Genomic DNA, 14,210 nt, shown 5'->3' on the forward strand with positions numbered 1-14,210 from the left:
ACTTTCGGTCGTCCCAGCGGCTGTCCCGTACTGTCCGCGGCTCTGCCGAGGATACGTTTTTCAGCCTTGCCGAATCACCAGTCTGCCACCCTGGCGACGGGCCACGACTCGGCCGGGGAGATTGATGGCCCCCTGGCCGCGCCAACCGGTGATCAGCCGGTCGACCTCCTCGATGTGCCGGGCGAACAGCGAACCGGCCGGGGCTCCCGCATCGATGGCCGCACGGCGCAGCACACGGCGGCGCACGGCGGGCGGGAGGGCGTGCAGCCCCGCGCACTCCAGCCGGCCGTCGGCGTCGCGGACGCCGGCCTCGGCCCGGCCGGCCCAGGCGTCGAGGGCGTCGGCGTCGTCGCGGGAGAGCTGGGCCGTCCGGGCGAGCGCCTCGACGACGCCCTTGCCGAGGGCCTTCTCCAGGGCCGGCAGGCCCTCGTGGCGCAGCCGGGACCGGGTATAGGCGGGGTCGGTGTTGTGCGGGTCGTCCCAGACGGGGAGGGACTGGGCCATGCACGCCTTGCGGGCCGTCTGCCGGTCGAGCCGCAGGAAGGGCCTGCGATAACGGCCGGCGACTCCCGAGACCGCGGCCATTCCGGACAGGGAGCGGATGCCGGAGCCGCGGGCGAGTCCCAGCAGGACGGTCTCGGCCTGGTCGTCGCGGGTGTGGCCGAGCAGGACGGCGACGGCCCCGTGCCGTTCGGCGGCGGCGTCGAGGGCGACATAGCGGGCGTCGCGGGCGGCAGCCTCGGGTCCGCCGTCACGGCCGACGGTGACGGCGATGGACTCGACGGGGTCGAGGCCCAGTCCGCGCAGGCGCAGGGTCACTTCGGTGGCCCGCAGGTCGGAGCCGGCCTGGAGGCCGTGGTCGACGGTGACAGCGCCGGCGCGCACGCCGAGGCGGGGTGTCTCGAAGGCGAGGGCGGAGGCGAGTGCCATGGAGTCGGCGCCGCCGGAGCAGGCCACGAGTACGAGCGGGGACGGTTCACGCTCGCGCGGAGCCTCGGGGATGCGTCCGGGCCCGGCGGGCCCGGCGGGGGTCCGGTGGTGTTCGCCGGGGTTTCGGGTGTGTTCGTCGAGGATGTCGTGGAGTACGCGGCGGACCGCCAGGCGTATCGCCGCGACCGCAGGATGGGGACCCATGTCCGGTTCCCTTCATGAAGTTCTTCGGGGGTGAGCGCCCCGGATCGGTCACTCAGAGTGTGTAGATGGTGACAGAGTCGGGACGTTCCCCGAGCATTGCACGCCTACTCTTCGCTCACGGTCCCTCGGAAGGGTGATTGAGGGCCCGTCCGCCGGATTAGCTTCATTCCGTCCCATCTGGCCCCGTTTGCAACCCTGTTACCGGGTGTCGTGCCGTCCCGTACCCGCGCGGCGTACGCCCGGCGTTCGGGTGCACACGCGGCGCACGCTCGATTCACGCCTCGGGTTTGCGGTGCACGCGGGTGACCCACTCCGCGGGCTTGGCGATCTCCGCCTTGGTGGGGAGGGTGTTGGGCGAGGTCCACACCCGGTTGAAGCCGTCCATGCCGACCTCCTCGACCACCGCCCGGACGAAGCGTTCGCCGTCGCGGTACTGGCGGAGCTTGGCGTCCAGGCCGAGCAGTTTGCGCAGGGCCAGGTCCAGGCGGGAGGCGCTCTTCGCACGGCGCTGCTGGAACTTCTCGCGAATCTCGGCGACGCTCGGCACGACCTCGGGCCCGACGCCGTCCATCACGAAGTCGGCGTGTCCCTCCAGCAGGGACATCACCGCCGTGAGCCGGCCGAGGATCTCCCGCTGGGCGGGGGTCTGCACGAGTTCGACGAGGGAGCGCCCGCCGTCCTCGTCCTCCTCGCCCTCGGGCCGGCCGCCGGCGAAGGACTGGACGGCCTGGCGGACCCGCTCCAGGACGGTCATGGGGTCGACGTCGGTCTCCCCGAGGAACGACTGGACCTCGCCCTGCATGTGGTCGCGCAGCCAGGGCACGGCGGAGAACTGGGTGCGGTGGGTCTCCTCGTGCAGGCACACCCACAGTCGGAAGTCGTGCGGGTCCACGTCGAGTTCGCGTTCCACGTGGACGATGTTGGGGGCGACGAGCAGCAGCCTGCCTCCGCCGTTCGGCGCGCCGGGCGGGCCGCCGGCCGGCAGGTCGCGGGCGGCGGGGGCGAAGGTCTCGTACTGGCCGAGGACGCGGGAGGCCAGGAAGGACAGCAGCATGCCGACCTCGACGCCGGTGACCTTGCCGCCGACGGTGCCGAGGAGGACCCCGCCGGGCGAAGTGCCGCGCCGCTCCTGCATCTTGTCGAGGAGCGGCTTGAGCAGTTCGCGGAAGCCGGCGACGTTGGCCCGGACCCAGCCCGGCCGGTCGACGACGAGGACGGGGGCGTCGTGCGTCTCGTCGGTGCCCAGCCGGGTGAAGCCCCGGACGTGCGTCTCGGACGCCTTCGCGTGCTTGCGCAGCTCCGTGACGACGGCCCGGGCCTCGTCACGGCTCACATCGGGGCCCGGCCGCATGAGCCGGGTCGCGGTCGTGACCGCGAGATCCCAGTCGACCATCCCGGAAGAGGCAGCACCACCGAAACTCGTCATGTTGCAACGGTACGTGAGGAGCGCGGCGCGGGGCAGGGCGGCGAGGCAGCCGGCCGGAGACCGGAGGTCACCGGCAGCCGCACGCCGCCAGGGCCGTGGCCGCCTTGTCCAGGGCTGTCTGGGCGGTCGTCGGGTCGGTGGTGCCGGTCGCCAGGAAGGCGAAGGCGAGCAGCCGGCCCTCCCGGTCGACGACGGTGCCCGCCAGGGCGTTGACGCCGGTGAGAGTGCCCGTCTTGGCCCGTACGACGCCGGCCGCGCCGTCGACGTAGCGGCCGGTGAGGGTGCCGGTGAAGCCGGCGACGGGCAGGCCGGTGAGGGCCGGGCGCAGTTCCGGGTGGGCGGGGTCGCCGGACTTCACGAGCAGCGCGGTGAGCAGGCTTGCGGTGAGCCGGTTGCCGCGGTCGAGGCCGCTGCCGTCCTTGAACGCGGCCCCCTTCAGCGGGACTCCGAGCTTCTGGAGCTGAGCGCGGACGGCGGCGGAGGCGCCCACGAAGTCGGCCCGTTCGCCGGCCGCGATCGCGGTCTGGCGGGCGAGGGCCTCGGCGAGGTCGTTGTCGCTGTTGGTGAGCATCCGTTCGACCAGGGTGGCGAGCGGGGGCGAGGAGACCGTGGCGAGGGCGCCGGCGCGGGCCGTGGACTTCGACGGGCCGGGGGGCGTGGCCTTGATGCCGTGGCCCTTCAGGAGGGCCTCGAACTTCCGCGCCGCGTCGGCGGCGGGGTCGGCGACGCGGTCCGCGGGGCCGCTGACGGAGTCGTTGACGCGGGCCTCGTCGGCCATCAGGGGGGTGATGGCGGCGAGGTTGGGGTTGACCCCGATCGGGTGCCGTTCGCCGCCCGCGTAGAGGGTGGTGTCGTACGACAGGGTCACCTCGCGCACGCCGCGTTCGGCGAGGGCGGCGGCGGTGCGGCCGGCGAGGTCCCGCAGGCTCGCCGAGCCGGTGGGGTTCTTCTCCCGGGCGGTGAGGGTGGGGTCGCCGCCGCCGACGAGGATGACCTCTTTCGTGTCGGGTTCGAAGGTGGCGCGGGTGGTCAGGCGGTGGTCGGGGCCGAGCGCGGTGAGGACGGCGACGGCGGTGGCGATCTTCGTGGTGGAGGCGGGGGTGAGGGCGGCGCCGGGATCGTCGCCGTACACGCTCCTGCCGGTGGACGCGTCGACCACGGAGGCGGAGAGGTCGCCGAACGCCGGGGACTTCAACAGCGGGGCGAGGGTGTCCGTGAGGGCCTTGCCGCCGGGCGCCGACTTCACGGTGGTGGCGCCGCCCCCGAGGCCGGTGAGCACGGAGGGGGCGCTGGGGGCCGTCCGGGGGCCGCGCGGCGGGGTACCGGCGTTGCCGCGGGTGTCGCCGTGATCTGTGCCACGCGTGGCCTCCAGGGCCACGGCCCGGTCCTGTTCGGCCGTACGCCGGCCGGTGGAGTCCCAGGGACCGGCGGCGGTGACCGCTCCCGCGGCCAGCACCGTCCCGGCGGTGGCCGCGACCACGGTGAACCGCCAGGTCCTCGACCAGGTTCCCGGCCAGGCCACCGACCGCGTGATCAGTGACCCGGCGGCCGTGGCGACACCCGCGGGACGACTCGGCCGCAACCGTGCCAGACGCGGACGGACAGCCGCCGCGGTCCGTGCCAGGCGAGGGCGTACGGCGCCCGCGAACCGTGCCACATGCGGTCTCGCGGCCCGCCAAGGCCTCAGCTCCGGCACGACCACCAGCCCCTTTCGCGATCACACACCTGCGTGAGGGACACTTAATCACCAGAACTATGTGCTGATCATGGAGGAGCGTCCGGTGGAGTTCGACGTCACGATCGAGATCCCGAAGGGTTCGCGGAACAAGTACGAGGTGGACCACGAGACGGGTCGGATCCGTTTGGACCGTCGACTCTTCACCTCGACCGCCTACCCGACCGACTACGGCTTCGTCGAGAACACTCTCGGTGAGGACGGCGACCCACTGGACGCGCTGGTCATTCTCGACGAGCCGACGTTCCCGGGCTGTCTGATCCGCTGCCGCGCGATCGGCATGTTCCGGATGACGGACGAGGCCGGCGGCGACGACAAGCTGCTGTGCGTCCCGTCGACGGACCCGCGCGTGGAGCACCTGCGGGACATCCACCACGTGTCGGAGTTCGACCGGCTGGAGATCCAGCACTTCTTCGAGGTCTACAAGGACCTCGAGCCGGGCAAGTCGGTCGAGGGCGCCGACTGGGTCGGCCGGACGGACGCCGAGATCGAGATCGAGCGGTCCTACAAGCGTTTCAAGGAGACGGGCGGCCACTGAGCCCCCTGAGCACGGACAGCGGAACGGGCCGCACGCATATGCGTGCGGCCCGTTCCGCTGTCCGTGCGCATACTGAGCCTTGGGGGTCGCCGGTCGGACCCCGACGGGGGCGCAGGGACAAAGGACGTGTCGTACAGGGAGCGCAGCGCAGGTGACGGAAGCGGAGGACCACAAGCCCCAGTCGGACGAGGCGAGGAGCGCCTTCAGCGCTCCGGTCGGACCGACGGCTTCGGCGGATACGGAGTCGTCGACGACGTCAGAGTTCGCCGTGCCGGAAGGGCTGGCGCTCACGAAGGCCGGGCGGGCTCCCTCGGAGCCGGAGACGACGTCGGAGTTCGCCCTGCCCCAGGGCCTGGAGGCGGCTCCGCATCCGCCCGCCGAAACGGAGGGCTCGGCGTTCAACCCGCCGCGCACCTACCAGGCCAAGCAGGCTCCGCCGGCGTTCACCCCGCCGAGCAGGGCCCCGGCCATCTCGCTGCACCGGGACGCGCCCTGGCAGGACCGGATGCGGACCATTCTGCGCATGCCGGTGACCGAACGGCCGGCGCCGGAGCAGGTGCACCGGCATGAGGACGAAGCCGGGCCCGCCGTACCGCGCGTGCTCGACCTGACGCTGCGTATCGGGGAGCTGCTGCTGGCGGGCGGCGAGGGCGCGGAGGACGTGGAGGGCGCGATGTTCGCCGTCTGCCGCTCCTACGGCCTGGACCATTGCGAGCCGACCGTCACCTTCACCCTGCTGTCGATCTCCCACCAGCCGTCGCTGGTGGAGGACCCGGTGACCGCGTCGCGCACGGTGCGCCGCCGGGGCACCGACTACACCCGTCTCGCGGCCGTGTACCAGATGGTGGACGACCTCAGCGACGAGGAGACGCACCTCTCCCTGGAGGAGTCCTACCGGCGGCTCGCGGAGATCCGCCGCAACCGGCACCCCTACCCCACCTGGGTGCTGAACGCGGCCAGCGGGCTGCTGGCGGGTTCGGCGTCGGTGCTGGTCGGCGGTGGTGTCCTGGTGTTCGTCGCCGCGGCGCTGGGCGCGATGCTCGGTGACCGGCTGGCGTGGAAGTGCGCCGACCGGGGGCTGCCGGAGTTCTACCAGTTCACGGTGGCCGCGATGCCGCCGGCCGCGATCGGCGTCGCGCTGACGCTGGCGCACGCGGACGTGAAGGCGTCCGCGGTGATCACCGGTGGGCTGTTCGCCCTGCTGCCGGGGCGGGCCCTGGTGGCGGGCGTGCAGGACGGCCTGACCGGCTTCTACATCACCGCGGCCGCGCGGCTCCTGGAGGTCCTGTACTTCTTCACGGGCATCGTGATCGGGGTGCTGGTGGTGCTCTACTTCGGCGTGCAGCTGGGCGCCCAGCTGAGCCCGGACGCGGCGCTCGTCCTGTCCGAGCGGCCGCTGTGGCAGATCGCCGCGTCGCTCGGGCTGTCGCTGGCCTTCGCGGTGCTGCTCCAGCAGGAGCGGGCCACGGTGCTGCTGGTCACCCTCAACGGCGGCGTCGCCTGGGTGGTGTACGGCGCGATGGCCTACGCGGGCGACATCTCTCCGGTGGCCTCCACCGCCGCGGCGGCGGGCCTGGTCGGGCTGTTCGGTCAGCTGCTGTCCCGGTACCGGTTCGCTTCGGCGCTGCCGTACGTCACGGCGGCGATCGGGCCCCTGCTGCCCGGTTCCGCCACGTACTTCGGTCTGCTGGCGATCGCCCAGAACGAGGTGGACGCGGGTCTGGTGTCCCTCTCGAAGGCCGTGGCGCTCGCCATGGCCATCGCGATCGGGGTGAACCTCGGTTCGGAGATCTCCCGGCTGTTCCTGCGGGTCGGCTCCGCCGAGAAACGCAGGGCGGCGAAGCGGACGCGTGGTTTCTGAGACGGGGCCGTCCGGCCCCCGGACACACGGATCCCCGGGGTGCGCGGGTGTCGCGCGCCCCGGGGACGGGTTCGGTGCGGCGGCTCAGTAGCCCGGGTTGTAGGGCTGCTGCCGACGGGGGTCCGGGCCCTGGTCCTGCCCCGGACCGCCCTGCCCCTGGGGGTGCTGACCCTGGGGGTGCTGGCCCTGGGGGTACTGGCCCTGGGGGTACTGCCCGCCGTAGTGCTGGTCGTAGCCACCCTGGTCATAGCCGCCCTGATCGTTGCCGTACGGCTGCTGGGGCTGCTGGGGCTGCTGGGGCTGCTGCTGCGGGTAGCCCTGGTTGCCGTAGGGCTGCTGGGGCTGCGGGGCCTGCTGCCGGGGCGGCGGGGCCTGCTGCCGGGGCGGCGGTCCGTCCGGGGCGATGCGGCGGAGCTGGGTCGTGGCGTCGTCCATGACCGGCTGGGCGTACTGGGGGGCCTGCCGGTCGTACGCGTCGCACTCGCCCTGCTGCGGGGCGTCCGCGTTCTCGCCGCCGGCGCGCTTCTTCTTGGCCCGCTCCCGCAGGAACTCGACGATGATCGGGACCACCGAGAGGAAAACGATCAGGATGAGGATCGTCTCGACGTTTTCCTTGATGAAGCCGATCTGGCCGAGCCAGTAGCCGGCGAGCGTGACGCCCGAGCCCCAGGCCACACCGCCGATGAGGTTGTACGTGAGGAAGGTGCGGTACTTCATCCGGCCGGCACCGGCCGTGATGGGGGCGAAGGTGCGCACGATCGGCACGAAGCGGGCCAGGACGATCGCCTTGGGGCCGTACTTCTCCATGAACTCGTGGGCCTTCTCCAGGTTCTCCTGTTTGAAGAGCTTGGAGTTGGGGCGGCTGAAGAGCCTCGGGCCGAAGAACTTGCCGATCATGTAGCCGACTTGGTCGCCCAGGACGGCGGCGATCACGATCAGCGTGCACACCAGCCACAGCGGCTGGCTGATGTAGCTGCCCTCCGCCACGAAGAGGCCCGCCGTGAACAGCAGGGAGTCACCGGGCAGGAACGCGAAGAATCCGGACTCGGCGAAGACGATCAGCAGGATGCCGGTAAGGCTGAAGGTCTCGATCAGATAGTCCGGGCTCAGCCACTCCGGGCCGAGCGCAAGGGTGGTCACGGGGCTGTGGCTCCTGCTGGTTGAGGGGACGGGCGGAGACTGGTTGCCAAAACTACCAACGCAGCCGTCTCGGTCCGGGTTCCACGGGCGTACCCAGGATTGCACCGTTCCCTTTCCCCTACGAAGCTGGGGCCATGGGCATCGAGGAGTACGGCGGTGGACAGGGCCCCGGGACCGACGTCCTGGTGGTCACGACGAACGACGTCCCGGGGTACAGGGTGCAGGAGGTGATCGGAGAGGTCTTCGGCCTGACCGTAAGGTCCCGGCATCTCGGCAGCCAGATCGGCGCGGGTCTGAAGTCAATGGTCGGCGGCGAACTCAAAGGGCTGACCAAGACGCTCGTGCAGACCCGCAACCAGGCCATGGAGCGCCTGATCGAGCAGGCACGCGCGCGGGGCGCCAACGGTGTGCTGGCGTTCCGCTTCGACGTCACGGACGCTGCGGACGTGGGCACCGAGGTGTGCGCGTACGGCACCGCGGTGGTGCTCGTGCGCGCGTGACCGGGCGGTGCACCGCCCGGTCCCCGGGGAGGGACCGGGCGGTCGCCGCGCGGTACCGGTTCAGCCGCTGTGCCGGGCTGCGTTGGCGACGATCGCGTCGCGCAGGTAGGCCGCCAGGCCGGGGCGGATGTTCTCGTACGTCCGCGTGAAGCGCGGGTCGGCGACGTACATCTCACCCAGGCAGGTGTGCATCTCGTGCCCGCAGTCGTAGTACGCGCCCGTGATGAACAGCCGGTGCTCCTCCGCCGTGTCCATGGCCTCCTCGGAGTCGGCCGGGGTGCCGGCGGACATCAGGTCGGCCATGCGCAGGTGGAGGGAGTCGAACTCCTCGGTGACGCGCTTCCAGTCGTCCTTGGTGTAGGACGCGGTCCGCTGCCGGGACTGCCGGTAGGCGTCGGTGTCGCCCCAGCGCTCCCGGACCTCGTCCTCGTACTGGTCCGGGTCGGATTCCCCGAACACCTCGAACCGTTCCTCGGGCGTCAGACTGATTCCCATCGTGCGTGCCTCCATGGCGTGCTCCACGGCCGCCACCATCCTCTGCAGCTTCTCGATCCGGGCGATCAGCAGGTCGCGCTGCCGGCGCAGGTGTGCGCGCGGGTCTGCTTTTCCGGTGGCTCGATCGTCGAGCAGGGCGGCGACCTCGTCGAGCGGGAAGCCGAGCTCCCGGTAGAACAGGATCTGCTGCAGCCGGTCGAGGTCGGCGTCGGTGTAACGCCGGTGACCCGCGTGGCTGCGCTCGCTCGGAGCGAGCAGGCCGATGGCGTCGTAGTGGTGCAGGGTGCGCACCGTGACCCCGGCGAAGCCGGCCACCTGTCCCACGGAATGACTCACTTCCGCTCCCTTCTCGGTACGCACTCCACCCTGAGTCCTCACGCCACGTGAGGTGCAAGCCGGATGCCCTTGACCGTTTCACGCCGGTCGCCTGTTCAGTCCTCCGTTCATGCCGTCCGCTTCATGCCGTCCGCTTCATGCCCGCCCTTTAGGCTGACCGTTTCAATTTGACCGTTTCATAATGTTTTGAGCGCTTGGTCCGTCTATCGTGTGCGCGTGGTCCAGGACAGCGCGCAGCAGGAACCCTCCGCCGCCCCGGCGACCCGGGCACGCGACCTGCTGCCGTCCGTCGTCCCCGCGCTGGTCGTGGGGGCGGCGTGCAGCCTGCTGCTGGTGGGCGTGAGCCTGGCGGCCGAGGAGCTCCAGGACGTGTTGTGGCAGACCGTGCCGGACGCGCTCGGGGTCGGCAGGTACTCCGTGCTGTGGATGTTCGTCGTGCTGGTCGCCACCGGGATCGCGGTCGGTCTGGTGGTGTGGAAGGTGCCGGGGCACGCCGGTCCCGACCCGGCGACGACCGGCCTGTACGCCCCCGTGCTACCGCCCGTGGTGCTGCCGGGACTGCTGCTGGCGAGCGCCCTGATGCTGGCCGGCGGGCCGAGCCTGGGGCCCGAGAACCCGATCATCGCCGTGAACGTAGCCCTGGCGGTCCGGGTGGGCGCGCGGGTCCTCCCCCGGGCCCCGGAGCGCGGCTGGGTGGCGCTGGCGGAGGCGGCGACGATCGGCGCGCTGTTCGGTACACCGGTGGCCGCCGCGCTCGTCATCTCCGAAGCGCTGGCGGGGCAGCGGATCAAGGGGCACCTGTGGGACAGCCTCTTCGCACCGCTGACCGCCGGGGCGGCCGGCGCGCTCACCGCCGACCTGGTGTCGAGTCCGAGCTTCGACCTGGACCTGCCGCCGTTCGGCAGCCCCGGCTGGGCCGACCTGCTGTCCGCTCTCACGGTCGCCTCGGTGGGCGCGCTGCTCGGCATGTGCGCCGTCCACGCCTTCCCGTACGTCCACGGCGCCTTCCGGCGGCTTCGGCACCCGATGCTGATGCTCCCGGCGGGCGGGGCCGTGCTGGGCGCGCTGGCGGCCCTGGGCGGGCCTCTGACGCTGTTCAAGGGGCTCGACGAGATCGCGGTGCTGGCGGCCGATCCCGAGGGCTGGTCGGCGGGCCAGTTCGCCACCATGACGGTGGTGAAGCTGGCCGCTCTGCTCGTCGCCACGTCCTGCGGTTTCCGGGGCGGGCGGATCTTCCCGGCCGTGTTCGTCGGCACCGCGCTCGGGCTGTGCGCCCACGCCCTGGTACCCGGGGTACATCCTGCGGTGAGTGTGTCGGCGGGGGTGCTGGGGGTGCTGCTGGCCATCACCCGGCAGGGCTGGGTGAGCCTGTTCGTCGCCGCGGTCCTGGTCGCCTCGCCGGGCATCCTCGCCCTCCTGTGCATCGCGTCGCTGCCGGCCTGGCTGCTGGTGACGGGACGCCCGCAGATGCAGCTGCGGGCGGACGGGACATCGGTCCGGTGAGCGCCCGGCCGCCTGTGCGCCCCGGCCCGGTGACGACTCCCCCTCGTTCCCCGCACTTCCCTCGTTCCCCGCACTTCCCGTGGCCGCCGTGGCCCTCGTGGGCCCACCCCCATGAACTCCCGCACGATCCCCCAGTACGCACTCCCGGAGGTCTCCATGCCGCTGCACAACGCTTCCCGGCGCGATGAGCGCCCCCTGTCCGTCAATCCCTTCCTGGGCTCGGCCAACCCCATCGGGGACATGACCGAGGCTCCGCCCAAGCACCGGATGCCCGACGCGCCGATGGCGCCCACGACGGCGTATCAGCTGGTGCACGACGAGCTGATGCTGGACGGCAACGCACGGCTGAACCTGGCCACCTTCGTCACCACCTGGATGGAGCCTCAGGCCGGTCTCCTGATGGCGGAATGCCGGGACAAGAACATGATCGACAAGGATGAGTACCCGCGCACTGCCGAGCTGGAACGACGCTGTGTGTCGATGCTCGCGAACCTTTGGCACGCGCCCGACCCGTCCGCGACCGTGGGCTGTTCGACGACGGGGTCGAGCGAGGCGTGCATGCTCGCCGGGATGGCGTTCAAGCACCGCTGGGCGCGGCGCAACGCCGACCGGTACCCGTCGAAGGACGCCCGGCCGAACCTCGTCATGGGTGTCAACGTCCAGGTCTGCTGGGAGAAGTTCTGTACCTTCTGGGAGGTGGAGGCCCGTCAGGTGCCCATGGAGGGCGACCGGTTCCACCTCGACCCGCGGGCCGCCGCCGAACTCTGCGACGAGAACACCATCGGTGTCGTCGGCGTCATGGGCTCCACCTTCGACGGGTCCTACGAGCCGATCGCGGACCTCTGCACGGCTCTGGACGAACTCCAGGAGCGGACCGGACTCGACGTCCCGGTGCACGTCGACGGGGCGTCCGGCGCGATGATCGCGCCCTTCCTCGACGAGGACCTGGTGTGGGACTTCCGCCTCCCGCGCGTGGCGTCGATCAACATGTCGGGGCACAAGTACGGCCTGGTCTATCCGGGCGTCGGCTGGGCACTGTGGCGGGACGCGGACGCGCTGCCCGAGGAGCTGGTCTTCCGGGTGAACTACCTGGGCGGCGACATGCCGACGTTCGCTCTGAACTTCTCCCGGCCGGGCGCCCAGGTGGTGGCCCAGTACTACTCGTTCCTGCGGCTGGGCCGCGACGGCTACCGCGCGGTGCAGCAGGCCGCGCGGGACGTGGCCGGCGGGCTCGCCGGACGGATCGCGGAGCTCGGCGACTTCCGGCTGCTGACCCGGGGCGACGAGCTGCCGGTGTTCGCGTTCACGACCGCGCCCGGGGTGACGGCGTTCGACGTCTTCGACGTGTCCCGGCGGATGCGGGAGAGCGGCTGGCTGGTGCCCGCGTACACCTTCCCGGCGAACCGTCAGGACCTGTCGGTGCTAAGGGTGGTGTGCCGCAACGGCTTCTCCGAGGACCTCGCCGACCTGTTCGCCGAGGACCTGGACCGGCTCCTCCCGGAGCTGCGCCGGCAGCCGCACCCCCACACCCACGACAGGAACGCGGCCACCAGCTTCCACCACTGAGCGAACCCGGCTCCGGGCCCGCCCAGTGGTGGGCGAACCCGGCTCCGGGTCCCGGGGGCCCGCTAACGGCTCAGCCGCGTGAACCTCCGTACCGCCAGCGGGAAGAAGACCGCGAGCAGCGCCAGGGGCCAGGCGACGGCGGCCCACACGTGCCCCGGCTCCCCGCCGGGGCTGCCGAAGAGGTCGCGAACGGCCGTGGCCGTCTGCGACATCGGGTTCCACTGGACGACCGTGCCGAGCCAGTCCGGCATGGATTCGGGCGTCGCGAAGGCGTTGGACAGGAAGCCGACCGGCCAGACCAGGATCTGCACGGCCTGTACCAGTTCGGGCTTCCCCGCCACCAGCGCCAAGTAAATACCGATCCACAGCATTGCGAAGCGGAACAGCAGGAGCAGGCCGACGGCGCCCAGGAAGCCAGCCGGGCCGCCGTGTGTTCGCCAGCCGAGCGCGGCGGCGACGGCGAGGAGTACTGCCAGGCCGAGCGCGGACTGGAGCATGTCGGCGGCGGAACGGCCCACCAGGACCGCGCCGTTCGCCATCGGCATGGAGCGGAAGCGGTCAATGACACCCTTGTTCAGATCCTGGGTGACGGCGACCATCGTGCCCTCCAGACCGAAGGCCATGGTCAGCGCGAGCATGCCGGGAACCAGGAAGTCGAGGTACTCGCCGCTCACGCCCCGGCCGCCGCCGACCAGGTAGCCGAACATCAGCAGCAGCATCACCGGGAAGACCAGGCCGACCACCACCGCGACCGGCCGGCGCCGCCAGCGGGAGAGTTCGCGGCGGGTCATGGTCCAGGAGTCGGTCAGGGCGTGGGCGGTCCGTCCGTGGCCGGTCCGCACGCGGGCGGCCGTCGGGTGGGTGAGCGGCGCGTGAGTGGTCATACGGACCTGCCTCCTTGAGTACGTCCTACGAGTTCCTCGGCCCGGTCGTCGCCGTCGTCGGGTCCGGTGAGCCGCAGGAACGCCTCGTCGAGCGTGGGCCTGCGCAGGACGATGTCCTCGGCCCTGATGCCCGCCTCCTCCAGTGCGCGGACGACCCCGGTCAGGGCCGCCATGCGGTCGGTCACCGGGGCGCTGAGCAGCCTGCGGTCGGTGTCCACGGTGATCTCGTCCTTCGGTGCGGGCAGCAGGGCGACGGCCGCGCCCAGCTGCCCGGCGTCGCGCAGGACGACGTCGATGCGGTCGCCGCCGGTGGCCGCCTTGAGTTCGTCCGCCGTGCCGTCGGCGATGATCCGGCCGGCGTCCACGACGGAGATGCGGTCGGCGAGCTGGTCGGCCTCCTCCAGGTACTGGGTGGTGAGCAGGACGGTCGTACCGCCGCCGACCAGGGTGCGGACCGAGTTCCACACCTCCGCGCGGCCGCGGGGGTCGAGTCCGGTGGTCGGTTCGTCCAGGAAGAGCACCTCCGGTTCGGTGATCAGGGAGGCTGCGAGGTCCAGGCGGCGGCGCATGCCCCCGCTGTACTGCCCCACCGCCTTGCGGCCGGTGTCGGCGAGGCCGAAACGCGCCAGGAGTTCGTCGGCACGCGCGCGGGCCCGCCGCGCGCCCAGGTGGTACAGGCGGCCGAACAGTTCGAGGTTCTGCCGGCCGCCGAGTTCCTCGTCGAGCGCCGCGTGCTGGCCCAGGAGGCCGATGCGCAGGCGCACGGCGTACGCCTCCCGCACCACGTCGTGGCCCGCGACCTCGATCCGGCCCGCGTCGGGCCGCAGCAGGGTGGCCAGGATCCGGACCAGGGTGGTCTTGCCCGCGCCGTTCGGGCCGAGCACCGCGTGCACCGTGCCGCGCTCGACCGTGAGGTCGAGCCCGTCCAGTGCGGGCCTGCCCTTCTCGTCGCCTCTCGTCGCGCCGTACGTCTTCCGTGCGTTCTCGACGGTGATCACTGCGTCGGTCATGGGAATGACCCTCTCGCTAGTCAAATTTGACTAAGTGCGCCACGGTAGGCACGACCAAGCCATTAGTCAAACTTGATTAACG

Annotated in this window: 12 protein-coding genes; 5 read left to right on the forward strand and 7 right to left on the reverse strand. The window is 71.7% G+C overall.

What is annotated here, in order from left to right:
* Positions 1-60: 60 nt before the first annotated feature.
* The 3 genes from tilS to dacB form a co-directional block, all read right to left on the reverse strand.
* Positions 61-1,134, reverse strand: a complete 1,074-nt coding sequence (gene tilS, locus ACFYQA_RS11130; RefSeq protein ID WP_388914790.1) for a tRNA lysidine(34) synthetase TilS — start codon at positions 1,132-1,134, stop codon at positions 61-63.
* A gap of 274 nt (positions 1,135-1,408) precedes the next feature.
* Entirely contained in the window at positions 1,409-2,560 is a 1,152-nt protein-coding gene (locus ACFYQA_RS11135) for a zinc-dependent metalloprotease (protein ID WP_388914793.1), read from the reverse strand.
* A gap of 67 nt (positions 2,561-2,627) precedes the next feature.
* Positions 2,628-4,262 carry a D-alanyl-D-alanine carboxypeptidase/D-alanyl-D-alanine-endopeptidase gene (gene dacB, locus ACFYQA_RS11140; RefSeq protein ID WP_388914796.1) on the reverse strand — a complete coding sequence of 545 codons (1,635 nt, stop codon included), beginning with the start codon at positions 4,260-4,262 and terminating at the stop codon, positions 2,628-2,630.
* A gap of 79 nt (positions 4,263-4,341) precedes the next feature.
* Here dacB and ACFYQA_RS11145 point away from each other — a divergent pair, with 79 nt between their 5' ends.
* Both ACFYQA_RS11145 and ACFYQA_RS11150 read left to right on the forward strand, forming a co-directional pair.
* Positions 4,342-4,833, forward strand: coding sequence for an inorganic diphosphatase (locus tag ACFYQA_RS11145; RefSeq protein ID WP_388915138.1), 492 nt, complete (start codon positions 4,342-4,344; stop codon positions 4,831-4,833).
* A gap of 151 nt (positions 4,834-4,984) precedes the next feature.
* On the forward strand, positions 4,985-6,694 hold the full coding sequence (locus ACFYQA_RS11150; RefSeq protein ID WP_388914799.1) for a threonine/serine exporter family protein: 1,710 nt from the start codon (positions 4,985-4,987) through the stop codon (positions 6,692-6,694).
* 84 nt (positions 6,695-6,778) lie between these two features.
* Here the strand turns inward: ACFYQA_RS11150 and ACFYQA_RS11155 are convergent, their stop codons facing one another.
* Entirely contained in the window at positions 6,779-7,834 is a 1,056-nt protein-coding gene (locus ACFYQA_RS11155; protein ID WP_388914802.1) for a DedA family protein, read from the reverse strand.
* Positions 7,835-7,968: 134 nt separating this feature from the next.
* Here ACFYQA_RS11155 and ACFYQA_RS11160 point away from each other — a divergent pair, with 134 nt between their 5' ends.
* Entirely contained in the window at positions 7,969-8,334 is a 366-nt protein-coding gene (locus tag ACFYQA_RS11160) for a YbjQ family protein (RefSeq protein WP_388914805.1), read from the forward strand.
* A 60-nt stretch (positions 8,335-8,394) separates the two neighbouring features.
* Here ACFYQA_RS11160 and ACFYQA_RS11165 read toward each other — a convergent pair whose 3' ends face one another.
* Entirely contained in the window at positions 8,395-9,165 is a 771-nt protein-coding gene (locus ACFYQA_RS11165; RefSeq protein WP_388914808.1) for a MerR family transcriptional regulator, read from the reverse strand.
* Between the two features lie 216 nt (positions 9,166-9,381).
* Here ACFYQA_RS11165 and ACFYQA_RS11170 point away from each other — a divergent pair, with 216 nt between their 5' ends.
* Both ACFYQA_RS11170 and ACFYQA_RS11175 read left to right on the forward strand, forming a co-directional pair.
* On the forward strand, positions 9,382-10,668 hold the full coding sequence (locus tag ACFYQA_RS11170; protein WP_388914811.1) for an ion channel protein: 1,287 nt from the start codon (positions 9,382-9,384) through the stop codon (positions 10,666-10,668).
* 156 nt (positions 10,669-10,824) lie between these two features.
* The gene (locus tag ACFYQA_RS11175) at positions 10,825-12,234 is read left to right on the forward strand and encodes a glutamate decarboxylase (RefSeq protein ID WP_388915141.1); all 1,410 of its coding nucleotides are present in this window, start codon (positions 10,825-10,827) and stop codon (positions 12,232-12,234) included.
* Between the two features lie 62 nt (positions 12,235-12,296).
* Here the strand turns inward: ACFYQA_RS11175 and ACFYQA_RS11180 are convergent, their stop codons facing one another.
* Both ACFYQA_RS11180 and ACFYQA_RS11185 read right to left on the reverse strand, forming a co-directional pair.
* Positions 12,297-13,025: an ABC transporter permease gene (locus ACFYQA_RS11180; protein ID WP_388915144.1), complete on the reverse strand. Its 729-nt coding sequence runs from the start codon at positions 13,023-13,025 to the stop codon at positions 12,297-12,299.
* An 89-nt stretch (positions 13,026-13,114) separates the two neighbouring features.
* Positions 13,115-14,128, reverse strand: a complete 1,014-nt coding sequence (locus tag ACFYQA_RS11185; protein ID WP_388914814.1) for an ATP-binding cassette domain-containing protein — start codon at positions 14,126-14,128, stop codon at positions 13,115-13,117.
* Between the last annotated feature and the right edge of the window lie 82 nt (positions 14,129-14,210).

Origin of the sequence: Streptomyces sp. NPDC005774 (genome assembly GCF_042871645.1) — a bacterium.
GTDB lineage: Bacteria > Actinomycetota > Actinomycetes > Streptomycetales > Streptomycetaceae > Streptomyces > Streptomyces pratens.